We start from the raw sequence: 25,293 nt of genomic DNA on the forward strand, positions 1-25,293 counted from the left end.
CCGACAATCAATAGGAAGCATAAGATTTAATAGCCGACAGCCGGAGATAGTACCGTAAGGTCTTCCACAAAATAGCATTATCTAAATTTGTGCCACCACGATGGCACAACTATGCCATCGCACTGGCACAACTGTGCCAATACGGTGGCACAAGTGTGACAATACCATGGAATTAGTCTGGCAATGAAACATATTAGATTTCCGTACGGTACTTTCTCAATTCTCCCCTTAAAGCCAAAGCTTTCCCTCCTGTAAGCTGATTTAGTAATGCCCAAAATCGTTCGCTATGATTCATCTCACGCGTATGGCATAATTCGTGCAACAACACATAGTCTATTAAATGAGAAGGCAGTAAAACCAGATAATAGGACAAGTTAATATCTTTTCGAGCCGAACAACTTCCCCATCGACCTTGACTGGAGTTTATTTTCACACTTGAATAAGGAAGTCCGCACTGCTTGGACAAAGAAGCCAAACGTGAAGGAAGGATACTTTTCGCATTCCGCCTCAGCGATTCTTCAATTACCTTATGCAACCAGCTTTGCAGTTTCTCATCTGTAAAATCTGCATGAGGCGGACAAATAATTTCCATAACCCCCAACCGGGAATTAGCCAGGAATTGTTCCTTTTCACCGGGCACCAAGGACAATTTAAAGTGTTCCGCATCAATCTTATAATTCAAATCAATCAATGGTCGGGCTAGTTTTTGACGGGAAACCAGAAGTTTCCCACGCAGATTCTCGATCGCCCGCTTCACTTCTTTCAACGTAGTGCCGGGAGGAACCGAAACATAAACAGCATCACTCTTTGTACGAAACACAAGACTCCTCGCACGTGAATTAACGCGCACTATCAGACGTCCCAATTCGTCATCTTCTATGATCTTATCCATTATAATCCTCCTATCAACAGCCACAAAAGTAATAAAAAAGAATGTAGAAACCTATGTAAGATGCCCCACGGAAAACATACGGCAAATCAAATAAAGAGAGTCTAAAATGTATAAAAGGGCTACTGCATCGCGCGGTAGCCCATTTATTTAGTTAGTTTTAATCTAAAAATTTGAGAGAATTGAAAACTTCACAGCTTCCTTCGTTGTTGTTTTAATTAAGCACACTAACTATATTATATGTTTAAAGCAAATGAAAATGTCTATTCGTTTATAACCTGCACCTTGTGGTTGATCTTCGCCAAACTATCGGCTAAAACCTGTTCCGCTTTCACATCATTAGAGATAGCGACCGACGGTGCAGTTACCTGTTTACCAATGGTATCCGTTGCCAATACACTTCCGTCATCTCCGGAGAAAGAATGTTGTGCCACATTCCCCAAAGAAAGGATGATTGCAATCACGGCAGCAGCTTTGAACAGAGGAATAAAACGACCGACCAGCGTCAAGCGTTTCGCTTTTACAACCGTAGGCTCCACCTCTGCCAGCATACGTACATCAAAATCTTCGCCCAGTCCTACTTCCTGCTGAACCTGTTGATACACAAACAGGTTTTTGTAGCGAAGCAAATGAGCCGGAACCTCCTCCTTGGCGAAAAAGTCGCGCAATGCTGTCTCCTCCTCAACGGAAGTTTCGCATTGCCAATATCGCTCCAGAAGCTGTTCTATATCTTTATAATCCATATTCGTCAATTTCTAAGTACCTTTGTTTTACTTTTTGTCTGGCTCTGAAGAGGTTCACTTTAACTTGTTCCTCTGTCAGATTCAGCACCTTTGCAATTTTCTTATAGCTTTCACCTTCAATGTCCCTCAGTTGCATGATGAGCCGCTGTTTTTCGGGCAGTTCGTTTACCAGTCTATTAATAATGTTCATTCTTTCATCATGAATCATCCGGTCATACGGACTGTTTGCATCAGGTTCTTCCTCCATTTCGGGAGTGAGTTCCACATTTTGAGCTTCTTTCTTCTGACTTCGATCTATCGCCAGATTCTTTGCCACTGTCAGGCAATAGGCTTCGACCGATTCAAATTGAGACCACTCATCACGCATCTTCCACACTCTGATCATAGTTTCCTGAACGACATCCTCAGCTTCGGCTCTATCCAAAGTGATTCTGAGAGCCAATCGAAAGAGTTTATCCTTCAACGGCAAAATATCGTTTCGGAAGCTGATTTCTTGCATCTCTATAATAATGACGGGCTAGGATATGAAAAGTTACAGTCGCCCACTACTTTTTTTTGAATTATTTTTTTATTCTGGTTCCACCGGCATCGTTAATCGCTGACGCTAAAGTGATTACCACTTCAGAAACTCCGGCATCTATTGCTTCAAAAGAATTCTCCAACTTGGGAATCATTCCTCCCTGAATAATGCCGTCAGCTACATATTGTTCGAATTCTGCACGAGTAATTTGGGGAATCACACTATCGTCATCATTCTCGTCACGCAACACGCCTTTCTTCTCAAAACAGTATACCAATGTCACATCAAACAGAGCCGACAACGCTTTCGCTGTTTCCCCGGCAATGGTATCTGCGTTCGTATTCAGCATATTACCGTGTCCGTCATGTGTCAACGGAGCCATTACCGGAACCACTCCCTTATGTATCAAATCCGATAACAAAGTAGCGTCCACCGTTTCCACATCACCCACAAAACCGTAGTCTACCTCTTTCACCGGACGTTTCACCGAACGGATCACATTCATATCCGCTCCGGTCAATCCGAGTGCATTGACTCCGCGCAGTTGCAGACCGGCTACAATCTTTTTATTCACTAATCCGCCGTATACCATCGTTACAACCTTCAAGGTTTCGGCATCGGTAATCCGACGACCATTTACCATTTTGCTTTCAATACCCAGTTGTGCGGCAATCTTTGTAGCCGAACGGCCGCCGCCATGAACCAATACTTTATGTCCGGCGATAGCGGCAAAGTCATTTAACAACCGACGAAGGGTGGCTTCCTCTTCTACGATTTTGCCACCCACCTTAATAACTGTTAGTTTTTCTCTCATTTCCTGATTTCTAATAAGTTCACCGAATGGAGAATCCGGATCCGGCACCTTGCCGGTTATTCCAAATAAGTATATCCGTAAAGCCCCGAACGATAGTTGGAAAGGAATTCTTTTCCTTCTTCCAAAGAGATTTTTCCTTCTTTCACAGACTTCGTCACCCAAGTTTCCAATGTACGTACCAGTTTTTTCGGATTATACTGCACATAGTCCAATACCTCCGCCACCGTTTCTCCGTCAATAATCTGTTCGATATTATATCCTTTATCGTTCACCGAAACATGCACGGCATTCGTGTCGCCGAACAAATTGTGCATATCTCCCAAAATCTCCTGATAAGCCCCCACCAGGAACACAGCCACATAATAAGGTTCTGTTTTCTTCAGTGCATGTACAGGCAGATAATGAGCAACGTTACGTGTAGAAATAAAATTGGCAATTTTACCATCCGAATCACAGGTTATATCTTGTAAAGTGGCCGAACGTTCCGGTTTCTCATCCAATCGCTGAATAGGCATAATCGGGAATATCTGGTCGATTGCCCAAGAGTCGGGAAGCGACTGAAACAATGAGAAGTTACAGAAATATTTATCGGCAAGCAATTTGGATAGTCCGCGGAATTCATCAGGCGCATGCTTCAAACCTCCGGCAATCTGATTGATTTCACGTGTAATCGACCAATACAGCCGCTCGATTTGTGCACGGGTTTTCAAATCCACAATTCCATGACTGAACAGGTCCAATGCCTCCTCCCTGATCTGCTGCGCATCGTGCCATGCTTCCAACATCTTGTTCTGATTCAATGTATCCCAGATACCGTACAGTTCCTGCACCAGTTCATGAGCATCCGGAGCAATCTCTTCTTCATCATCCCATTCGGGTAAGGTAGCGGTTTCAAGTACCTCAAAGATAAGAACGGAATGATGTGCCGTCAATGCACGTCCACTTTCCGTTATGATATTCGGATGCGGGATACCATTTTTATCACTCACGTCTACCAAAGTAGAAATTGAGTCGTTTACATACTCCTGAATGGAATAGTTTACGCTACCTTCACTATTTGATGAGCGGGTTCCGTCATAATCCACTCCCAATCCGCCACCAATATCGACAAATTCGACATTGAATCCCATCGAATGCAGCTGCACATAGAATTGCGAAGCCTCACGCAAAGCCGTTTTAATACGCCGTATCTTCGTTACCTGACTGCCGATATGGAAATGAATCAGTTTCAGACAATCCTTCATTCCTTTGCTCTCCAAGAAGTCGAGTGCTTCAAGAAGTTCACTGGAGGTCAAGCCGAACTTGCTGGCATCCCCTCCCGACTCTTCCCACTTTCCGCTACCGGAAGAAGCAAGTTTGATACGTATACCGACGTTAGGCTGCACATTCAGCTGTTTGGCCATTTTCGCAATCAGCTTCAATTCGTTCATCTTCTCCACGACAAGGAAGATACGTTTCCCCATCTTCTGGGCAAGCAGAGCCAATTCAATATAACTTTCGTCTTTATATCCGTTACAAACAATTAATGAGTCAGAATCCGTATTGACGGCGATCACCGCGTGAAGTTCCGGTTTGGAACCGGCTTCCAGTCCGAGATTGAACTTCTTTCCGTGGCTGATAATCTCTTCCACCACCGGACGCATCTGGTTGACCTTAATCGGATAAATAATAAAGTTCTCGCCTTTATATCCATATTCTTCGGCCGCCTGTTTAAAGCAAGACGACATCTTTTCAATACGGTTGTCCAAAATATCCGGAAAACGCACCAGCATGGGAGCTGTCACATCACGCAATTGCAACTCATCGACCAGTTCTTTCAGATCGACAGACACTCCGTCTTTACGAGGTGTAACAACAACATGACCCTTGTCATTAATACCAAAGTACGAGGTGCCCCAACCTGTGATGTTGTAGAGTTCCTCAGAATCTTCAATACGCCACTTTCTCATTTTCTGTCATTCAGTGTTTTAGTAAATAATTGGACGACAAAAATACGGATTAATCTACATGTTGGCAATTAATTAGGCATTAATTCTTTCAAACGGTCCAGATAACCGCTATTTCCGTTACGGGCGTCATAGCGATGTGCCAGTTCCTCCGCCTGTTGATAGAAATAATTGCGCAGTTCGTTTACCCGATAAATTCCATCCGGACGATAAAGAGGAAACTCTTCCGGCAAAGACAACGAGACTTCCGGACGAGTCTCATACTTCAAAGTCTCTACCATATCACAAGAGAAACGATACCTCTTCACCGTATTCGTACGCAAACTCCAACCGATACACCGTTCGACATATTCCCAAGCTCTTTCCGGCTTTGTCATCATATTATAGGCAACAAACAATCCCAGATAGAGCAGAAGACATTCATCTTTCTCCCTTCCTGCCAACGCTTCTTCGGCACGTGCACACATATCAGCGGCAATCTCCGGTTTACCAGCTTTCTGCGCATAATAAGAAAGCTTCAAGTAGGCCCGCAGATTGGCTTCATAACAAGTGACCTGCTTATTTATCAACGGTTGCGCCCTGCTGTAGGCCTCATCAAACTGCCCTGTTTCCAAATAATAATCCAGCATGAAGTTCAAATCACAAGCCTCACACGACTGATCGTCCATCTTCTCATTCAACATTTTATCCATGTATTCTTTCGCCTTATCATACTGCCGCATCCTGATACATTCCACAAACCAGCGTTGATAATAGCTCCGCAAAGAATATCCATTCCGGAGGATACGTTTTTTATAATCCTCCCCGACTGCCTGCACCTGTTCCATCGGAATCTCCGGAAGATCGAACGTACAAGACCATATCCACTTATACTTCCACAACAAGTCATCTTCCTTGATCACATCCTTGTGATTCTCGTAATCATCCAGAATTTTAGAAAACACTGCAATCTCTTCAGCATCCGCCGAGAAAAGATTCAGTTCATAAATAAGATCCAGCCTCATCTCCGTAGCCCATTCCACATCTTCGTTCTCATCAGCGATACGGATGGCTTCTTTCAACAGATTGGCTTTTTCGCGAGGATGCAGGTTATTATTCTGTGCCTGCAACAACAACTTTTGTATTTCAAGTGTGTATCTCATACCTTTTTTTTAATTCAGGAAATTTATAAAATCATTCATTTTTGAAGTCATCAGCTCACTTAGCGAATGGTTGAATAGCTCCATTTCCTCGCTGTTTACCGGATATTTACCTTGCAGAAGCGACTGTACATACAATATATACACCACATGCTGAAACAGTTTATTATCTCCTTGTATTTGCAATAAGGTCTGCACCATTTCATTATCCGCATTGAAAGTGAGTGTCGGAGGAATCTGCTTTGCAGTATTCACAACCCCCAACACAGCCGCCAACGGATTATTAGCACTTTTAGCGGCATTTTCCTTTTCCTCCGCCACAAAAATAACCGGAATATCCACCGGAGTAAAATGCTTCAGACGACAGACACAGCCAAACCGTTTCAACAATTCGTTCGTTTTCACCTCAAAAGTCTGAAATTCCCGTTTCGCCTCCACTTCACCAAACTGCTCCAGCAACCGTGAAGGAGATATTTCATCCAAAGTAAGTTCCGGATTCAGACGGACATACTTTTTCAATAAAGTCTCATCAAACGTATAAGCAGCATTCACGACCAGCCAGCCCTGTGCTCCGGCTATACGCCGCACTTGCCGAAAATCCTCCAGATTTTTGGTATAACATATCACATTGCTTGCCGAGCGAATATTTCCAAAGCTACGCAATCCCTTATTGGTTTCAAAAGGAAGATAATCCATAAACAAACGGAGCAATTCATTGTCCTCCGAAGCAATCGCCTTGATATGAAAGTGATGGACATCCAGAATCCGGTTGAACATGGCACGGTCATTCTGCACCAATCCCCGTAGATAATCCTTGATAGCTACTCCGATTTCTTTCCGGGCATCCTTCAGCTGATCGTTGCTTACCAAAGACTCCCGGGAAGCAGTAGACAGTAACCCGTCCGCATTCACCAGACAACGAATAAAGAAAGCCCACGACGGCAACAGATTACAATCATCCTCACTCAATAGCATACGCTTGAGATAGACCTTATGGGAGTTGCGCACCGAAAATTGAGTACGGAAAGGCAGAACATAAAGCACTCCTTCCACTTTACCGCTTTCAGTATAGATCCGGAAAGCATCGAGAGCAGACGACTGAAACACTTTCGCTCCATAATCCAGCAACTCCTTACGAGTCGCCTTCGGGTCAAGCCATACAGGCGAAGGCGTATTTACCAACTCCTCTTCCCCCTGATAATGCAGATAGATAGGATACGGCAATACTTCCCCATAACTCACCAGTATCTTCTTAAATATTTCATATTCAAAAAGATGCATCCATTCTCCTTTCGGGTGCAATACCACCTGTGACCCGATGGGTCGTTCTTCGTCTGATAAGGTCAGTTGATACGTCCCATCCACTTTTCCACACCAGCAAACAGGTGGACCGCCCATTGCCGAACGGCTCTCCACGGTGATCTCATTGGTCACCACAAAACAAGATAACAATCCGATACCGAACCTTCCGATAAAATCATCCGCGTCGGGAGTATCCCGCTTCGAACTCTCTCCGATAACAGTCAGAAAACGATAAACCTCCTCCTCTTTCAGTCCGATACCATTGTCCTGGAATACCACTGTTCTGTCCTCATTCAGAAAAACATCGATGCGACCTTTATAATTCTCGTCAATATTGCGTAGTGCCGTGATGGCATCTACGCAATTCTGCAACAGTTCGCGAACAAAAGTATTCGGGTTACTATAAATGTGCTCTGACAACAAGGCAATCATGCCTTTAAGATTGACCTGAAACAGATTATTCCCTTCTTTTTCCATGTTCCTCTTTTACTTCCTCCTCCTTCCAGTGATTTTAAGAGCTTTCTCATTGCCATTCTCTGCAGCCCTTTCGAACCACTCCATGGCTATTTCATCGTTTTCTTCCACACCATTTCCTGTCAGATAAGCATTTCCAAGTTCAAATTGTGCTTTATCGCTATTTTTATCGGCAGCTTTCAGCAACCATTGCACCGCAGCTTCCGGATCAGGGTCACAACCTTCACCGTACATCATCATCTTACCCAGATAATAAGCTGCTGCGATATTCTCATGCCCCGCTGCATCCGTGAACCAACGATAGGCTTCGGCATAATTCTGTTTCACACCTACTCCATTATAATAACAAAGTCCGGTACGATACATACCCATCGTATTCCCATCATCCGCAGCCAATGTATAATATTTAAAAGCCTCCGTTTCATTATCTTCCACTCCGATACCCATTTCGTAGCAGATGCCCAGTCCTTCACTGTACCATTCATACTCGGCAGCTTTCTTGAAATAAGCAAAAGCCTTTTCCGACTCATTCAGGTTGTCATAGTCATACAGATAATACTCACCCATACGCAACATAGCCATCGGAACCTCATTAGCCACCGCCTTGTCATACCATTCCACAGCCATTTTATTATCTACCAGACAGGGACCGCAACCGAAGAAATAATAATCTCCCATCTTAAACTGAGCATAACCATAGTTCTGTTCAGCAGCCTTCATCATATACTCCACAGCCTTTTGTGGATTCTCTTCCACGCCATTGCCGTTCTCATAAGCCATCCCGAGTTCCGTCAGACAACGGGCTTCATTCTTTTCCGCCCCTTTACTAAACCATTCGAGTGCCTTATCCCAGTTTTCTTCCGTCCCGATACCTGCTTTATAGCAACGTCCCAAAGCAAAGATCGCATCATTATCGTCCGCTTCAGCCGCCTTTGTATACCAAGCAAAAGCCTCTTCCGGTTTTACTTCGCCAAGAACCCCCTTTTCCAAATAAAGTCCTACACGGAACATTGCATAAGGATACCCCTGTTCGGCAGCCTTGCTAATCAGCTCAAATGACTTTTCATAGTTCTTCTCCACTCCGTCGCCACTCTCATATAAGAATGCCAGTTCCACAAGGGCAAAGCAAGCACCCAGTTCGGCCGCTTTTTCATAATATTCCCTTGATTTTACTGGGTCCTTCACACCGTTATATCCATTAGCCAGATAATAAGCCACACGGCAATACCCATCGGCATTATTCAGTGAAGCCGCCTTTTCATAATACTCTAAAGCCTTCACATAATCCGTTTCTTCAGACAAGAAGCCACGTTCATACATCCAGCCCAAACGATAAGCTGCACTTCCCGAACCCAATTCAATGGCTTTCTCCAACAACTCTTTCGCACGATTCATGTCTTCCGGCACCAGATCACCGTTGAAATAGATATTGGCCAATCCTTCGATACCTTGTATGTAATCATCCTCCACGCAGCGATTCAGACACATCAATCCACGTTCCACGTCCTTATATTCATCATTATACAGGTAGATCAATGACAATTCATACGCACTGTATGGTTCACAATAAAGCATACCCTTCTCCAGCCATTCAATCGCCTTAGGCATATCCAGCCATTCTTCTTCCTGATAGTTATATCCCAGGAAATTGGCAGCAGACCACACACCGGCATGCCAGGCCTTTTCCCAAAGTTCAAAGCTCAGTTCTTTCGGTTTATTCAGTTCCGGATAACGGAAATAAAGCGTAGCCAGATTTTTAAGACTATAAAAATTGGGAACAATTTCCAGAGACTTTTCGTAGTAAGCAGCCTCCTCTGCCACGTTACCTTCCGCCCTGTCTAGTGCATCTCCCAACGATGCATACACATGAGCACGCAAACGTTCGTCTTCAGGCAGTTCGGCAAGCAGTTCATTCCGTATCTGTAATGCCTTTGCTTTATCTCCTGCAAATTCTTCAACAAAAGCACGATAATACTTTCCCCACCAAATAGCTTCGGGAGAAGTGAGAGCGGCAAAGCGCCGTTCCCCCTCTTCTTTATCTTGTTCACAATAAAATCCCATGTATCGCCAATAGGCAACAGTGGCTTCCGCTTCAGCCCACCCCATATCGGCAGCCTTCTCGTAGTACGGAAACAAATAACTCATATCCCGTTTTCCATAACGGGCTTCAGAATATTGTGCACCTTTCTGCGCCCATCCCGCACCGCTAAACTCTGCTACACGGTCACATACCTGTATCACCTTTTCCCACCAGAATTCATATTCTTCCGCGTTGAGATCGACCTCTACGTTACAGTCAAAAGCACTGAATATCAGTTCAAAAAAATCTTCTGTTAATTTCTCGTCTTCTTTTGTGTACAAAGCATATTCACATACAGCCAATGCTTCCCACCAGTTTTCCGCACTTGATAATGAAGCCGGTGTATACTGCGGAAACCATACCCTTGCAGGCTGTCCGGATACTTTAATTTTAGCAGATAACTCTCCAAATTTCTCTTTCAAAGTTTTCATGATATAGACTTTACCTTAAATTTTGTATCACTAGTCAATAAAAATCTCATAACGAGCGCAAGGTACAAATATTGACCGAATGGACAAAAAAGAGTCTCTTTTATTTTTATAACTCCAAAAGTTGTCGTAACCGTTGCACCGATGTTTCAATCTGCCAACGGTCTTCCAATTCGTCTGCATTAAAGATATATTGAGCCTGGTGATAAAAAGGAGCCCGCTTCTCCAGTGCCTGAATAATGAACGCTTTCAGTTCTTCATCCTCTTTCCCTTGAAGAATAGGACGTTGCTGTTTAGCCACACGCAAACGCCTGAACAGCACACCCGGATGCACATCGAGAAAAACCGTTTTCCCGGTCCGGTTCATAAACTCCATATTATCAAAAAAACAAGGCGCTCCACCTCCCGTTGAGATGACCACATTCTCAAACTCAGCTACTTCATGAAGCATATTTCTCTCCAGCTCCCTGAATCCTGTTTCACCTCGTTCTGTGAATAATTCTCCAACGGTTTTGTGAAAACGCTCTTCGATATACCAGTCCAGATCAACGAACGATATACCCATCTGCCGGGTAAAAGCTTTACCCAATGTCGTTTTTCCGGCACCCATATAGCCGGTAAGGAAGATACGAACCATAAATGATCAATTTTACTCACAAAATTAATCATTTAATGAAAAATAATAGCTTCTTTCTTATTTATATTCAATATTGTCCTAAATAAATTGGGGGAACAAATAAAAAGGAAGTAGAACTAAGGTAAAATGACTACCTTAGTAGCGAGCCACCAACTCATCTACTTCCTATGGCAAATATAACACTTTTCGCACAAGTAATATCACATCTCCCGAAAGAAAATATCAGGAAAATCATAAAATCTTCGGGGTCAGACAAGCATTGTAAGGGCTACAATACATGGAGTCAGTTTGTTAGCATGATTTTCAGCCAATTCTCAGGATGTGATTCAGTCAGAGATATCTCAAACGGGCTGAAATCAGCCACCGGCAACCTCAATCATTTGGGAATCAACCGTGCACCATCCAAGTCAACGGTAGCATATCAGAACGCCAACCGAGACAGTTCGGTTTTTCGAGGCATATTCTACTCGTTGTTTCAGTATTTCGGACAGCAAGCCCTATGGCAACGAAGAAAGTTCCGTTTCAAGATGCCGATAAAACTGCTCGACTCCACATTGGTGTCATTGACTCTGTCAATATATGACTGGGCACATTACACTACCACCAAGGGGGCGGTCAAGATGCACACGCTATTGGACTATGACAGTCTTTTGCCGGAGTTCGTGAATATCACCGATGGCAAAACCACCGACAACAAAGCTGCTTTTGATATTGAGTTACATCCGTATAGTATTGTAGTAGCCGACCGAGGCTACTGTGACTACTCATTGTTGAATAATTGGGACAGCAGCAACGTGTTCTTTGTAGTGCGTCATAAAGACAATATCCGGTACAAAGCCATAGAGGAGTTGCCTTTGCCTGAAAAACACGCTCAGAATGTACTTATTGACGAAATAATCGAGTTCGAACTCTCGGCGGCCAAATCCAAATATCCCAAACGTTTACGTCGCATCGCAGTATGGAACGATGAACACGGTTTTGAAATTGAGTTACTCACAAACAACTTCACATTGGCAGCATCAAGCATAGCGGCTCTGTACAAGGCTCGGTGGAACATAGAAATCTTCTTTCGCAACCTCAAGCAACTGCTACGCATCAAGAGCTTTATCGGCACATCCCGCAATGCCGTAGAGACCCAAATATGGACTGCTATGACTACAATGCTGATTCTGACATGGCTAAAGCACATCGCAAGATACAAATGGGCATTGGCTAACCTTGTGGTCACGCTCCGGCTGAACACATTTACCAAAATCGACCTCCAAAAATGGCTTGATCAACCATTTACACCACCTCCCGAAACCATCGAAAACGATTAGGGGGGATTGATTTTGAACTCTCGAGGCTATACTTAACAGTATAGTCAGTTAGCTCATGCTCAAAATTTATTTAGGACAATATTGATTTATATTCTTAAAAAATCTCTTTTTCTTATCACAAGTAGCTCCTCCAACTTGCTCAGTTAGGGAATATATTTGTACCTTCGCAGCGTCAATTCATTGACTATCCAAAATTATCGTCGGAAAAAATGGCTAAACAAAAATTTTACGTTGTATGGGAAGGTGTCACACCCGGAATTTATACTTCCTGGACAGACTGCCAACTTCAAATCAAAGGATATGAAGCAGCCAAATACAAATCATTTGACACGCGCGAAGAAGCGGAACGCGCGTTGACAATGTCTCCCTATGCTTATATCGGCAAGAACGCAAAGGCTAAATCAGGAGGCCCCAAACCTTCTTCAGATACTTTACCTTCTTGTGTGATCGACAATAGTCTGGCTGTCGATGCAGCCTGTAGCGGTAATCCGGGACCGATGGAATATCGCGGCGTACACATTGCCAGCCGTCAGGAGATTTTTCATTTCGGCCCGATGAAAGGCACAAACAATATCGGTGAGTTTCTAGCCATCGTACACGGCTTGGCGTTGCTGAAAAAGAAAGGTTTCGATATGCCCATTTACAGTGACAGCGTGAATGCCATCAGCTGGGTACAACAGAAGAAGTGTAAGACCAAACTCCCCCGGACCCCGGAGACAGAAGAACTGTTTCTATTGATTGAACGGGCGGAAAAATGGTTGCAAGGAAACACCTATACTACCCGTATCCTGAAATGGGAAACCAAAGAATGGGGAGAAATTCCGGCCGACTTCGGCAGAAAATAAAAGAACATAAATTTCAATATAAGAAAAAGATGAAAACATTGACTTCAAGCAAAGCTTTCTGGCTGTTACTAGTCATTTGCGTAATTACCATCCTGCCTTTCCTCGGCTTATCGGAGTACCACACCAAAGGGGAGCCTCGTGAATCTATCGTCTCCTACTCCATGCTGGATAGCGGGAACTGGATTTTACCCAGAAACAACGGAGGAGAAATGCCTTACAAACCGCCTTTCTTCCACTGGAGCATTGCTGCTGTCTCGGCAGCAGTAAACGGAGGGCAAGTCACAGAAATGACCTCCCGCTTGCCGTCTGCCATCGCCTTGATTACCATGACTCTCTGCGGCTTTCTGTTCTTTGCCAAAAGAAAAGGAATAGAACTGGCGCTGTTAGCCGCCTTTATTACTCTGACTAATTTTGAACTGCATCGAGCCGGAGCAAACTGCCGGGTAGACATGGCATTGACAGCTCTCACCGTTGGCGCTCTTTATTGTCTCTACAAATGGTATGAGAAGGGGCTTAAAGGTATTCCCTGGCTAGCCATTCTCCTGATGAGCTGCGGCACACTGACTAAAGGACCGGTAGGCACTATCATTCCATGTTTGGTTGTAGGCATCTTTTTATTACTCCGGGGTGTCAACTTCTTCAAAGCATTCCTGTTACTTTCCGCCTGGGCCATTCTTTCACTCATCCTGCCTTTCTGCTGGTATGTCGCTGCTTACCAACAAGGCGGAGAAGAATTTCTGGCATTGGTTATGGAAGAAAATCTCGGTCGTATGACCAATACCATGAGTTATGATTCATGTGTGAACCCCTGGCATTATAATTTTGTGACCTTGTTTGCAGGATACGTTCCCTGGACACTGTTAGTCGTGCTCTCCCTGTTCAGCCTGACTTACCATAAATTCAGCATCCAATCTGCCGCGTGGTGGAAACGTTTCACCACATGGATAAAGAATATGGACCCGGTGGATTTATTCTCTTTCACTAGCATCGTCGTAATCTTCGTCTTCTACTGTATCCCGCAGAGCAAACGTAGTGTATATCTGATGCCGATCTATCCTTTCATTGCTTATTTCCTTGCCAAATATCTATTCTATCTGGTTAAGAAACAATCCAAAGTCATCAAGGTATACGGAAGTATTCTTGCAGTAATCAGCCTGTTACTGTTCACCTGCTTCATCGTATTAAAATACGGACTCATCCCCGAAACGATTTTCCACGGTCGCCACACACAAGACAACATTATTTTCATGCGTGCCATACAGAATATCAACGGAGCAAGAGCTTTGATACTGATTGCCATTCCTACCATTCTCGGCATCTACTGGTGGTTCTATCAACGGAAAAATGCATTAAGCAACCGCTTCCTGTATGCCCTCGTTGTGCTTACAATGGGATTATACCTTGCACTGGACGGTGCTTACCAACCGGCAGCATTAAATTCGAAATCGGTGAAATTCATCGCTGCAGAAATAGAAAAGGTTGCGCCGGAAAACGAAGGGACTATGTATGAGTTCATTGAAGAAAGTCTGCATGCAGCAGGTGACCCTGTACATTACTTCGAACTCAACTTCTATCTGCGCAACCGCCTCGACAACTTCTACCGGAAACGTCCTTCGGAAGGCTTCCTGTTAATCGGCACGAATGATGCAGAGAAATATCTTCCCGAATTCGAGAAAGAAGGGTATCAGTTTGAGCAGGTGTATGAATCTCCCAAACGAGTACTCCGGCAAATAGCCAAGGTATACAAGTTCGTTAAAAACCAACAGCCTGAAAATACCGAAACGACTACTCCTATTGTTGAGTGAAAGGTATAGAATTAAGCGTTTTTCCATGCTTCACAAGGAACTCCGCCGATTGGAGCATGGAAAAACTATATTCTTTCAAAGGCAAAAAGCTATCATCCATCGGAACAGCATTCAATTTGCCGTTACCTATATGATAAGTAAGTTCCTGCTGAGTCTCGTAATTATAAAGATAGAGTAACGTATCATTACGTCCCACCACCATATTGTCAGCAGTATAGAACATACAGGGACGTTCTTCCTTCAGCAAGTCTACCCCAAAATTATTCTGTAAATAATCAATATTCAACAACCCTAATATCGTTGGCTGTATATCTACCTGACCGCCAAATGTAGTTTTCTCTTCCGGCTGAATACGGCTAGAGTAAATCATCAGCGGAATATGGTTATAAGACTCCGGCAATTCACATTCGGCATCTCCCACCAATTTGCCATGATCCCCTTCCAATACGAATATCGTATTATCAAACCAGGGTTGTTTACGCGCCTCCTCAAAGAACTGGCGCAAAGCCCAATCCGCATACTCAACGATCTGCGTCTCCGGTTCACTTGTTTTCGGATAGAAGAAGGGAGGTATCACATACGGCGGATGATTACTGATGGACAGTAAAGTAGCAAAAAACGGTTGTCCGGTGGCAGCCCGCTGATTCAATATCGGAATTGCGTAGTCATACAAGAAATCATCCTGCACTCCAAAGCTATTCACCACCTTATCAGCCGGATAGTTTTCTTGTGAGAACACTTCATCATAGCCGTTTGTCCGGAAGAAAGCGTTCATATTATCATACTGCCCTTCATGCGTCATAAAGAAAAGGTTGTAATAGCCGTTTTCTTTCAATACGGTAGGCAGCCCCGAATAGCGGGGAATGACAGAGCCTTTCATCAGGTTCCGTTTCATCATGGCCGGAAAAGAATACAAGGTAGCATACAAACCGTGGTTCGTATGGATTCCTGCGGAATAGAAATTGCGGAAACTGATAGAACGGGTATACAGGCTATCCAGAAAAGGGGTCAAGGTCTCCGATTGCCCGAAATGCTTCATAAACTTACAGGACATAGACTCCATCATAATCAATACAACATTAGGACGGTGCCGTTGTACGCTATCCGCCATCGAAGGATGCCTATAAACAGCCAGCGGTGACACATTCGCTTCCCCCGGCCGGTTGAGCAGAGCCTGCGCCTTAGTGATTGCTTCCTGTTCATCCATCAGATGCAAGTATTTATTTTCAGGCCGCATATCATCCATCACGCTCGTCAGCAGATTAAAGGTAGGGCTTACTCCCAGTTGATTGAGAAAAGCGTCCTGACAGAAATATGCCGCACTCACTTTGATCGGATTATACCCTGTACGTCCCCGGATTCCAAAGATGCAGAGTCCGATTAAACAGGCTCCGATCAGAACCGCCCCTCCTCGCTTCCAATAAGGAAACGGAGCGGAAATGGTAAGGCTACGATGATGGAAATAACGCGCCAGATAGATAAGCCAAGCTACGAATCCGCCCAGAAGGAGAAGAAATAATCCGATGGACAGATAATAGGCACTTTCACCCAATATCATTCCGGCGGTAGTTCCCGCATAACCGAACCATTCGAATATGGAAGAATTGATATGTTTAAAGAAATAGGCAAAATAAGGAATGTCTGACGCACTGATTAAATAAACCAATCCATAAAAGACACTGAAAAAGATCGTAAAGAAACGGAACAACGCTTTCCCATAATAGTTGCAAACTCCACACACCACTGCAACTACCAGAGGCAACAGAAGTATGTAACAGCCTATCACATTGTCAAACCAGACACCATGCACAAAAGCAAGCATCGAAAGTGTCTTATCCGACAAGGCTTCAGAGGTCAACAGATGATAAGATGAGATGAAAAGTACCAGGCGAAACAGTCCTGCGACCAGCAAAGCCGAAACATGTATGGCAAGTATATATATAACAAGATTTAGAAAACGTTTCATAATAGCCTTTTCTTTTTATGAATTAAATAAAAGGGGTTGAATAGTGTTATTTCCTCCCTTTATAGATATAAACGAAATGAAGAATCAGGAAATTGACAGGCACCACGATAATCATTACCAGTATCGGTGCAAGCAGTTCACCCGCGCCTATCCAAAGGAAGAGATTCAGCAAACCGATCTCAAGCAGGTAATTAATCAGATGACTAAAACCAAAGCCAATCGCATTATGCGAGGATGGCTTGGAACGAAAGGTAAAGAAAGTAGTCAGGAAGTAGTTGCAGACAAATCCCACAGCATAACCGGCCGTAAAGGAGATATTGGCATTCGCAACCAACAAGACTAGGCAATATACGCCGTAATGAATGGCCGAAGATATAGTGCCGACAACTCCAAAACGAACGAACTGCCAGAACTTATCCCGCCAATCCGGATGCTTCTCAAGTATAGCCTTACTTATTCTGATCATCGTACAACACTTCTTCCACGTTATAGAGCGGACGACGTTTTACCTCTTTATAAATCTTGCCAATATACAATCCGACAGCTCCTATGGATAATAAAACAACTCCGCCAACAAACCAGATTGATAACATCAAAGAAGCCCAGCCATGTTCCGCAGTACCCGAAATCAATGCGTAAAGAACATAGATTCCAATCAAAATACTGATAAAAACAAAGATACCTCCCAGATAAACAATTCCGTAAATAGGCTTTACCGAGAAAGAGGTTATCCCGTCCAAAGCCAGACTGAACATCTTTCTCACTGTATATTTGGAAGTTCCGGCTGTCCGTTCCCGGATCACATCATCTACCGTAGTAGAAGGGAAGCCGAGCAACGGGATAATACCACGCAGATAGACATTGCGTTCCTGATAATGAGACAACTGTTCCAACACTCTCCGGCTTAGAAAACGAAAGTCCGCATGGTTGTAGATTGTCTCTACTCCCATCCGATGCTGTAATTTATAAAAAGCTGTTGCGGAAAGACGTTTCAGCATCGGGTCTGCCTGACGAGATACTTTCACTCCGTATACGACATCATATCCTTCCGTATAGGCATCGATCATCTCCTCAACCGCATTCAGGTCATCCTGCAAATCGGCATCAATGGTAATAACCGCATCACTCCACTCTTTAGCAGTCATCATACCCGCCATGATAGCATACTGATGTCCCACGTTCCGTGCCAGATTCATTCCTTTTATATAAGGATTCGTCCCGTGCAGTTTCTTAATGATGCTCCATGTACGATCTTTACTGCCATCATTTACAAAGAACACAAAGCTGTCGGCACTGATCTTTTCTTTTGCCACCAACTCATCAAACAAAGCTGTCAAACGAGCGGCCGAATCTTCCAACACTTCCTCCTCATTATAACAAGGGGATACAATAGCCAATTTTATCATTTTTCGTCCGGTTTATTTAGTTCAGCCAGTTTTATCTGTACAAATTCCGAGTAAGTCATAAAAGCATATCCTTTTTCTTTCAGTTTGCGGATCAGCCTATCCAACCGTTCCTCCATTCCTTTACCGGAATGATTGCGGATAATAAAAGGCATCTTATATTCAGGATATTCACCCAACGGATAGAATTCCCACGGGTGGAAATAAGTCACAAAATATCCGTCATGCTTCAATACCCGGTTTACCAGGAGTTGATACAACCACATCGGCAGGTTATGACAAGACAACCAAAACAGCGGAAAGCGGACCCATGGAGTTACAGAAGCCGGGATTTGAAGTAATTTACCTGTCATAAAGCAAGTACGCGGCTCCGACAAATGCATATATCTCCCGGGAATAAATGCCGGATTCAATGAAGAGTTATATACATACCCCACCCGTTCAAGTTCCGTATCTGATACGGGGAACATACGTGGCTGGCGATAGCCTTGTATCGTCCTGCCGGTAAGACGTTCCAGAATTTCTTTGGAACGACTGACATCCGAAGCCTGTGGCCGCCAATGGTCACATCCATGAGCAGCAACTTCATGCCCTTCGTCCATTATGCGTCGCATTACTTCCGGCGCATTCTCTGCAAAATTACTTGTACAAAAGAAAGTAGCTTTCACCCCGTTGTTTTTCAGGCAGTCCAGTATCCGGTTCGTACCATAGACTGACACTTTCATTGCTTCATCCAGCGGAAAGTCTACACCATGCTCACGAGGTACATCAAATTCTTCCGTATCAAAACTTAATAATATCATTGCAATATCAAGAATTACAACTGCTGCATATCATGCAGACGTTTATAGTAACCGTTTAACTCAATAAGTTCTTCATGCTTACCACGTTCCACAATCTCACCCTCATACAGCACACAGATTTCATCTGCATTCTTAATTGTAGAAAGACGGTGGGCAATAGCAATCGTCGTACGTGTTTTCATCAAACGTTCCAACGCTTCCTGCACAAGACGTTCTGATTCGGTATCCAAAGCAGAAGTAGCCTCATCAAGAATCAGAATCGGAGGATTCTTCAGAATAGCACGCGCGATACTGATACGCTGGCGCTGGCCACCGGACAATTTTCCACCACGGTCACCGATATTCATATTATATCCTTCCGGTTTCTCCATGATGAAATCATGCGCATTGGCTATCTTTGCCGCTTCTACAACTTGTTCCATTGTCGCATTCTCCACACCAAAAGCAATGTTATTGAAGAATGTATCATTAAACAGAATAGCCTCTTGGTTTACATTACCAATCAAACTGCGCAAATCTGCAATACGTACATCACGAATACTTGTTCCGTCAATGGTAATATCACCCTCCTGCACATCGTGATAACGCGGCAATAAATCGACTAATGTAGATTTACCGGATCCCGATTGTCCAACCAGTGCAATCGTCTTCCCTTTAGGAACTGTCAGGTTTACATGTTTCAGCACCTCTCTCTTACCATCATAGCTGAAAGAGATATCTTTAAATTCTATTTTATCAGACAGACCTTTCAACGGTTTCGGATTCGGAATTTCCTTAATCTTATTCTCTGCCTTCAGGATTTTATCAACACGTTCCATGGAAGCCAAACCTTTCGGAATGTTGTATCCAGCTTTTGCAAAGTCTTTCAACGGATTGATTACACTATATAAGATAACCATATAGAAGATGAATGTAGGAGCATCGATGCTTGCATTCTGTCCCAAAATCAATGTACCTCCAAACCACAATACAGCTACAATCAGGATTGTTCCTAAAAACTCACTCATCGGATGAGCCATAGCCTGACGTATGGCAACCTTGTTTGTCGCATCCCGGAGCTCGTTGCTACATTTGGTGAAGCGGTTAATCATTTTATCTTCCGCAATAAAAGCCTTGATGATGCGCAAGCCTCCCAGTGTTTCTTCCAATTGCGACATCGTATCACTCCATTTCGACTGCGCCTCCAATGATTGGCGTTTCAGTTTTCTTCCGACTACTCCCATCAGCCAACCCATTCCCGGCAATACAACGATAGTAAAGAGTGTCAACTGCCAACTAACCGTAACCAATGTCACAAAATATATAATAATCAGAATTGGACTTTTCATCAACATATCCAATGAACTAGTGATGGAATTTTCCACTTCCCCCACATCACCACTCATACGAGCTATAATATCTCCCTTTCTTTCTTCCGAAAAGAAAGACATCGGCAGACGCATAACCTTAGCATACACCATAATACGAATATCACGTACCACTCCTGTACGCAATGGAATCATCACGGCTGAAGAAGCAAAGTAACAACCAGTTTTAAACAATGTCATTACCATCAGGAACAGTCCCAAGAATATAAGAGCCATAGTGGGACCATTATCCACGATCATCTGAGATATGTAATAATAGAAGTTATTCTTGGCAACATCCGCTAAATCTCCACTACCCCATTCCATAAAATGGTACACTTTATCCGCTCCTTCTGTTTTAAACAGAATACTCAAGATAGGAATCAAAAAAGTAAATGAGAATACATTGAATACAGCAGACAAAATATTCAGCAAAACAGCCCAGCCGATATACTTCTTATAAGGCGACACAAAACGTCGCATTAGTTGTAGAAATTCCTTCATTATTTACCATTAAAAAAGTTAAGACCGCAAAGATACAATAAAACTGATTAGCAGACAGCAGTTTCAGCTAATTATTAACGCGATTTATCGAAAAATGCCCTTCCCACATGATTCCTTTGAAAACAATAATCTGATTAATTTTCCCCAATTACATATCTTCATCCTTTTCCTTTTCGAAACATTTATTAGTTCCCAACTTAGTTTATTTAGTCAGTCCACAGTATAATTGCGTAAGATAATCATTAAAATATAAATATCCAATAAACACATTCAAACTCTTTCATGTCTAAATAAAAATTCTGATATTAGCCGAAAAAGAAATAGTTATGGAACATACAATAGGAATAAATGTCACGATTCATCCAACTGCCATTTTAGAAGACTGAATTGAAATAGGTGACAACACAATAATCGAAACCATGTCCCACTTGCTGAATTCTAGTTGCAAATGCGACATCTCCTTATTTCATAAATTCGAGTTTTATTAGCTGTAATAATTTTCAAGTATGGTTGGAATAATTAATTCTATAAGAAAGTATAACTATTGGGATGGAAAACCTGTCGAATCAGGATACCCACGCACATTATACACCGATAAAATCGAACAGTACATTGGCAACAAATTAGTCAAGGTGCTGGTTGGGCAGCATCGTGTGGGTAAGAGCTATATCCTGCGTCAAATAGCATCCAAGCTCATAATACAAGGAGTAAAAAGCGAAAATATACTCTATGTCAACAAAGAATATATGGAGTTGATAACACTTCGCAATGCCATTGAGCTGGAAGAATTATACAAAGCCTACCGTAAAGTATTAAAGCCTAAGGGAAAAGTATATCTTTTTATAGATGAGATACAGTATATCGATGAGTGGGAGCGATTTGTAAATTCCCACTCACAAGACTTTGCCAAGCCTTGCGAACTGTTCATTAGTGGCTCAAACTCCAACTTGTTATCCGGCGAATTGGCAACCCTTTTGTCGGGACGTTATGTTGAATTTGAAGTATTTTCGTTTAGTTATAGCGAGTATTGCGGAATAACAGAACAGTCCAACGGCAGCGATAGTTATAAAAAATACCTTCAAAGCGGCGCATTGCCCGAACTATTCAACTTGCCAAATGAAGAAATGAAACAAAACTATGTATCTTCAATTAAAGATACGGTAATGCTTAGAGATATTGTTGGCAGATACAAAGTGAAAGATGTAAAATTACTCGATGATCTGTTTGTCTATTTGACAAACAGTGCCGCAAACATTATATCTATGACAAACATCATCCATTTTTCGCTTCGAAGAAAAGAAAGACTAACTACGAGACACTATCAACTTATATAAATTACCTTGAAAATTCTTTCCTGATTCATCGTGCCGAAAGGTACAACATCAAAGGCAAAGACTCTATTTCGGGCAATTGCAAATACTATCTGAATGATTTAAGTTATCGCAATTATCTCTATTCCGGATATGGCTATGGGCTTGGATATCTCTTAGAGAACGCAGTCTATCTAAGTTTGAAGCGTGCCGGTTACCAGGTTTACATGGGAACGATAAAAGATACAGAAGTAGACTTTGTGGCAATAAAAGGCGACAAGAAGCTCTATTTGCAAGTCACACTTCAACTGGCAGAGGAACAAACTTTTGAGAGAGAATATAGATCACTAAAACTCATAGATGACAATTTCAATAAATATGTAGTGAGCATGGACGACTATAAAATTCCAACAAACGAGGGGATCGAACATATCTCGGCATGGAATTTAGAGGAAGCATTAGCAGATGACCATCACCTCAAAATCGGTAATTACGTTTAAAAGACACGTTAATTGCCATTAAATAGAACAATACAGGGCAAACTGCCGAATAAAATCAGCAAGATTCGAGAAAATTGCAGGTTCCATTCGGCTATTTGAATCTAATTTTATAAGCATCTCTACTAAAATGTAAGAAAACTTATCAGTTTAGGCATCACTCCACAGACACCACATGATAATAGACCCACGCGTTTTCCTGAACGACTTTACCCCCAATCTCTGCAAGATACGCCCGAAATAATTAACTTGTCCGGAAGAAAACTTCATTTTACTTGCCTTTTGTATACGCTGAAGGATATCTGCAGCAAGCAACCACTCTCCCTCCTCTTCCTCTTCCGCTGCCCGGTAATATACCTGAAACAATTGTTCAATCGCCGGAGACTGCTCAAATTCCCGATTAGCTTCCGTCATGATAGCCTCTTCCTTCTCATCAAACCAGTAGCGTTCATTACTACGCAGCAGTGCCATTGCCTGCGCATACAATTGTTCATAATCAATAGGGTGGACCACATCAATCACTCCCGTCACCTTGACACCGATAAAACGACGACTGCCGGAAGTATCCGTCAGCAAATCTTTATGATTACTCGTACCTATAAAAGAAGTGTACCGGCGAAGCTCCTCCACTGCTGAAGCATTCGGACGTCGCGTATTGACAACAAGCTTTTGCAGAATATGCTTGAGAAAAGACTGCTGATTGATGCCAATCTGATCAAACTCATCCATATTAATCAATAGAAAACGATTCAAATACAGTTCGGCATCCCGTTTCCGGCTGAAATCAATACTGTCCGTATAATACGCCTGCAAACACGGGAGCAAGATCAATTGGCAAAATGTAGATTTACGATAGGCTTGCGGACCGATTAATATTGGCGAAGTACTGTTCGCGTGATTCTTACCTATCCCACGACAGTGTGCAACCATACTAAGAAACCAGCGACGAAACAATTGAGTCCAATAAGGATGATCACAAGGAACCCGTTTGGCAAGATTACCAATATAATCTTTGCCGTTCCAGCGAGGAAGGTCATAAAGAAATTCTTCGACTGGCTGATAGAGCGGCACATGATCCGAATTCAGGTAACGCACGACATCTTTATCCCAAAGTTTAAGTCCCTCATATTGTGCATTCATTGTAATGCTTGCCATCAACCGTTTATCCACCGGACGAAAATAAAAATTAAAGCTATTCCGTTCGCGACATTCCACTTGTGATGTCAGTTGGTTGAAACGAAAATCATAACGCCGTTTCATAAACTCGTCCATCTGCATGACAAATAATTGTTCCGGCAAGAGACTACTCTTACTCGCAAATCCCTCACAAGTGCGGTATACATTTCGTACGGTTTCCCGGACCAATGTATCGTCCTTCGGCAAGCGATAATGGGCACGAGACCATCGTACTGTATCTTCTTCAGGAATACCGGCACGGAAACAATGTCCCGCAAGGTTAATCAAAAGCGATTGTTTGTCTCCTTCCGGTTGATAATCAGTCTCTTCATCCAGCGCACGTGCAAAAGCAGCTTCGAAAAGTACAGAAAGCGCATTACATTTTTCATATCCCGGCGCAAGCCGTTGCAACGGCGAAGTTTCCGTTTGCACCCGTTCGCGATAAGTCACCTCACCCGGCATAGCCGCAGGCTGCTTCATATAAATAGGCATTGCATTGGGATTAAAATACAAGTTCGGGTCAAAAGTTAAACGACAATATTGCTCCAACGAAGGCACTTTCAGTTCAATATCATAAGGGAGTTGTGGCTGATAATATTTCACTGCCAACCGATAGGCATGCGCATGAAAAAGCTCTGCTTCCTCACTAGTTGTCGGCAGAAGATCATTGGGATAAGTAAAACGTACCCATACTTTCACAGACTTTCCGGAAGAACCGGTGAAAGCTAAGTAAGTCTGCGGAAGTTCCTTTACCCGTTCTTTCACTTCATCCGCTTCCATGTGCCCAGACAAGTTGTTGACCAGAATCATCACAATGCCATTATATTCACTCATCGTCGTTATGCCGCCTTTGCAAAAAAAGCGGCTGCGGGTATCAACTTCGGTACATTCTGTACATAGTCATTTTTATCACCCGGAAGCATAAAAGGCAGGACTTCTCTCATTTTTGAGACAGGCTGTGCTTTGGTTTCCACTTTCATTTGCTCCACGAGCTGTTCAATTCTTCACGTACGCATAGTGTTCAGCTTGCCATCGTCTCTTACCAGTGTTATTCTCATTACTTCATTTATTTGTCCTGCATGTGTTTGTAGGGCGATTATTATGATACAAAGATACTGTAAATATTACATACAAACAACTTTTCCGGAAATACTTACTCCACCTCTCTACTAGAAAAGATTTTTCAATTTCATTTCTCATATTCTCATAGATTTAAGATAAAGCATATATAATCAAAGAAGTACATTATGAGAAACGTTTTTAAAATAGGCATTTCTCATACTGCCCTCATCGATTTTCTTCAAAAATCATCGACAAAAAAGCAAAAAGATGAGATAAAGGGAAATA

Annotated in this window: 17 protein-coding genes and 2 pseudogenes; 4 read left to right on the plus strand and 15 right to left on the minus strand. The window is 42.9% G+C overall.

Annotated elements, in window-relative coordinates:
- Window positions 1–193: 193 nt before the first annotated feature.
- The 9 genes from AB9N12_RS06350 to AB9N12_RS06390 form a co-directional block, all read right to left on the minus strand.
- The gene (locus AB9N12_RS06350) at window positions 194–892 is read right to left on the minus strand and encodes a SprT family zinc-dependent metalloprotease (protein ID WP_369890676.1); all 699 of its coding nucleotides are present in this window, start codon (window positions 890–892) and stop codon (window positions 194–196) included.
- A gap of 260 nt (window positions 893–1,152) precedes the next feature.
- Window positions 1,153–1,632: a hypothetical protein gene (locus AB9N12_RS06355; protein WP_369890678.1), complete on the minus strand. Its 480-nt coding sequence runs from the start codon at window positions 1,630–1,632 to the stop codon at window positions 1,153–1,155.
- Entirely contained in the window at window positions 1,622–2,131 is a 510-nt protein-coding gene (locus AB9N12_RS06360; protein ID WP_369890680.1) for an RNA polymerase sigma factor, read from the minus strand. Before AB9N12_RS06360 ends, AB9N12_RS06355 begins: the two co-directional genes overlap by 11 nt.
- Window positions 2,132–2,192: 61 nt before the next feature.
- Window positions 2,193–2,966, minus strand: coding sequence for an acetylglutamate kinase (argB, locus tag AB9N12_RS06365; RefSeq protein WP_369890682.1), 774 nt, complete (start codon window positions 2,964–2,966; stop codon window positions 2,193–2,195).
- Between the two features lie 56 nt (window positions 2,967–3,022).
- Window positions 3,023–4,915, minus strand: a complete 1,893-nt coding sequence (gene speA, locus AB9N12_RS06370) for a biosynthetic arginine decarboxylase (protein WP_369890684.1) — start codon at window positions 4,913–4,915, stop codon at window positions 3,023–3,025.
- A 68-nt stretch (window positions 4,916–4,983) separates the two neighbouring features.
- The gene (locus AB9N12_RS06375) at window positions 4,984–6,054 is read right to left on the minus strand and encodes a hypothetical protein (protein ID WP_369890686.1); all 1,071 of its coding nucleotides are present in this window, start codon (window positions 6,052–6,054) and stop codon (window positions 4,984–4,986) included.
- Window positions 6,055–6,063: 9 nt separating this feature from the next.
- The gene (locus AB9N12_RS06380) at window positions 6,064–7,830 is read right to left on the minus strand and encodes an HSP90 family protein (RefSeq protein WP_369890688.1); all 1,767 of its coding nucleotides are present in this window, start codon (window positions 7,828–7,830) and stop codon (window positions 6,064–6,066) included.
- Between the two features lie 9 nt (window positions 7,831–7,839).
- Window positions 7,840–10,338, minus strand: coding sequence for a hypothetical protein (locus tag AB9N12_RS06385; RefSeq protein WP_369890690.1), 2,499 nt, complete (start codon window positions 10,336–10,338; stop codon window positions 7,840–7,842).
- 106 nt (window positions 10,339–10,444) lie between these two features.
- Window positions 10,445–10,972 carry a shikimate kinase gene (locus AB9N12_RS06390; RefSeq protein WP_369890692.1) on the minus strand — a complete coding sequence of 176 codons (528 nt, stop codon included), beginning with the start codon at window positions 10,970–10,972 and terminating at the stop codon, window positions 10,445–10,447.
- Between the two features lie 167 nt (window positions 10,973–11,139).
- Here AB9N12_RS06390 and AB9N12_RS06395 point away from each other — a divergent pair, with 167 nt between their 5' ends.
- The 3 genes from AB9N12_RS06395 to AB9N12_RS06405 all read left to right on the plus strand — a co-directional run bounded on the left by AB9N12_RS06395 (window position 11,140) and on the right by AB9N12_RS06405 (window position 14,941).
- Window positions 11,140–12,291, plus strand: a complete 1,152-nt coding sequence (locus tag AB9N12_RS06395; RefSeq protein WP_369888970.1) for an IS4 family transposase — start codon at window positions 11,140–11,142, stop codon at window positions 12,289–12,291.
- Window positions 12,292–12,500: 209 nt separating this feature from the next.
- On the plus strand, window positions 12,501–13,136 hold the full coding sequence (locus AB9N12_RS06400) for a viroplasmin family protein (RefSeq protein ID WP_369890694.1): 636 nt from the start codon (window positions 12,501–12,503) through the stop codon (window positions 13,134–13,136).
- A 29-nt stretch (window positions 13,137–13,165) separates the two neighbouring features.
- Window positions 13,166–14,941: an ArnT family glycosyltransferase gene (locus AB9N12_RS06405; RefSeq protein ID WP_369890696.1), complete on the plus strand. Its 1,776-nt coding sequence runs from the start codon at window positions 13,166–13,168 to the stop codon at window positions 14,939–14,941.
- On the opposite strand, the gene AB9N12_RS06410 is transcribed toward AB9N12_RS06405, so the two are convergent.
- From AB9N12_RS06410 to AB9N12_RS06430, 5 genes are read right to left on the minus strand one after another with little or no spacing between them, the layout of a single operon-like run.
- Window positions 14,928–16,907 (minus strand): LTA synthase family protein, encoded by a 1,980-nt coding sequence (locus tag AB9N12_RS06410; protein ID WP_369890698.1) that lies wholly within the window; start codon window positions 16,905–16,907, stop codon window positions 14,928–14,930. The two genes, AB9N12_RS06405 and AB9N12_RS06410, sit on opposite strands and share 14 nt — an antisense overlap.
- A gap of 46 nt (window positions 16,908–16,953) precedes the next feature.
- Window positions 16,954–17,373, minus strand: a complete 420-nt coding sequence (locus tag AB9N12_RS06415) for a GtrA family protein (protein ID WP_148364179.1) — start codon at window positions 17,371–17,373, stop codon at window positions 16,954–16,956.
- Window positions 17,357–18,313, minus strand: coding sequence for a glycosyltransferase (locus AB9N12_RS06420; protein WP_369890701.1), 957 nt, complete (start codon window positions 18,311–18,313; stop codon window positions 17,357–17,359). Before AB9N12_RS06420 ends, AB9N12_RS06415 begins: the two co-directional genes overlap by 17 nt.
- Window positions 18,310–19,113 carry a polysaccharide deacetylase family protein gene (locus AB9N12_RS06425; RefSeq protein ID WP_369890703.1) on the minus strand — a complete coding sequence of 268 codons (804 nt, stop codon included), beginning with the start codon at window positions 19,111–19,113 and terminating at the stop codon, window positions 18,310–18,312. The genes AB9N12_RS06420 and AB9N12_RS06425 overlap by 4 nt, the downstream gene beginning before the upstream one ends.
- Window positions 19,114–19,127: 14 nt before the next feature.
- Window positions 19,128–20,963 (minus strand): ABC transporter ATP-binding protein, encoded by a 1,836-nt coding sequence (locus tag AB9N12_RS06430; protein ID WP_369890705.1) that lies wholly within the window; start codon window positions 20,961–20,963, stop codon window positions 19,128–19,130.
- A gap of 506 nt (window positions 20,964–21,469) precedes the next feature.
- On the opposite strand from AB9N12_RS06430, the pseudogene AB9N12_RS06435 reads away from it, so the two are divergent.
- Window positions 21,470–22,773, plus strand: a pseudogene (locus tag AB9N12_RS06435) (ATP-binding protein).
- A 154-nt stretch (window positions 22,774–22,927) separates the two neighbouring features.
- Here AB9N12_RS06435 and AB9N12_RS06440 read toward each other — a convergent pair.
- A pseudogene (locus AB9N12_RS06440) lies at window positions 22,928–24,947 on the minus strand (BT4734/BF3469 family protein).
- Between the last annotated feature and the right edge of the window lie 346 nt (window positions 24,948–25,293).

It is taken from the genome of Bacteroides sp. AN502(2024) (assembly GCF_041227145.1).
GTDB lineage: Bacteria > Bacteroidota > Bacteroidia > Bacteroidales > Bacteroidaceae > Bacteroides.

Bases quoted from the DNA above. Each gene is read 5' to 3' on its own strand.
- AB9N12_RS06350 (WP_369890676.1), bottom strand. From the start codon at position 892: ATGGATAAGATCATAGAAGATGACGAATTGGGACGTCTGATAGTGCGC.
- AB9N12_RS06355 (WP_369890678.1), bottom strand. From the start codon at position 1,632: ATGGATTATAAAGATATAGAACAGCTTCTGGAGCGATATTGGCAATGC.
- AB9N12_RS06360 (WP_369890680.1), bottom strand. From the start codon at position 2,131: ATGCAAGAAATCAGCTTCCGAAACGATATTTTGCCGTTGAAGGATAAA.
- argB (WP_369890682.1), bottom strand. From the start codon at position 2,966: ATGAGAGAAAAACTAACAGTTATTAAGGTGGGTGGCAAAATCGTAGAA.
- speA (WP_369890684.1), bottom strand. From the start codon at position 4,915: ATGAGAAAGTGGCGTATTGAAGATTCTGAGGAACTCTACAACATCACA.
- AB9N12_RS06375 (WP_369890686.1), bottom strand. From the start codon at position 6,054: ATGAGATACACACTTGAAATACAAAAGTTGTTGTTGCAGGCACAGAAT.
- AB9N12_RS06380 (WP_369890688.1), bottom strand. From the start codon at position 7,830: ATGGAAAAAGAAGGGAATAATCTGTTTCAGGTCAATCTTAAAGGCATG.
- AB9N12_RS06385 (WP_369890690.1), bottom strand. From the start codon at position 10,338: ATGAAAACTTTGAAAGAGAAATTTGGAGAGTTATCTGCTAAAATTAAA.
- AB9N12_RS06390 (WP_369890692.1), bottom strand. From the start codon at position 10,972: ATGGTTCGTATCTTCCTTACCGGCTATATGGGTGCCGGAAAAACGACA.
- AB9N12_RS06395 (WP_369888970.1), top strand. From the start codon at position 11,140: ATGGCAAATATAACACTTTTCGCACAAGTAATATCACATCTCCCGAAA.
- AB9N12_RS06400 (WP_369890694.1), top strand. From the start codon at position 12,501: ATGGCTAAACAAAAATTTTACGTTGTATGGGAAGGTGTCACACCCGGA.
- AB9N12_RS06405 (WP_369890696.1), top strand. From the start codon at position 13,166: ATGAAAACATTGACTTCAAGCAAAGCTTTCTGGCTGTTACTAGTCATT.
- AB9N12_RS06410 (WP_369890698.1), bottom strand. From the start codon at position 16,907: ATGAAACGTTTTCTAAATCTTGTTATATATATACTTGCCATACATGTT.
- AB9N12_RS06415 (WP_148364179.1), bottom strand. From the start codon at position 17,373: ATGATCAGAATAAGTAAGGCTATACTTGAGAAGCATCCGGATTGGCGG.
- AB9N12_RS06420 (WP_369890701.1), bottom strand. From the start codon at position 18,313: ATGATAAAATTGGCTATTGTATCCCCTTGTTATAATGAGGAGGAAGTG.
- AB9N12_RS06425 (WP_369890703.1), bottom strand. From the start codon at position 19,113: ATGATATTATTAAGTTTTGATACGGAAGAATTTGATGTACCTCGTGAG.
- AB9N12_RS06430 (WP_369890705.1), bottom strand. From the start codon at position 20,963: ATGAAGGAATTTCTACAACTAATGCGACGTTTTGTGTCGCCTTATAAG.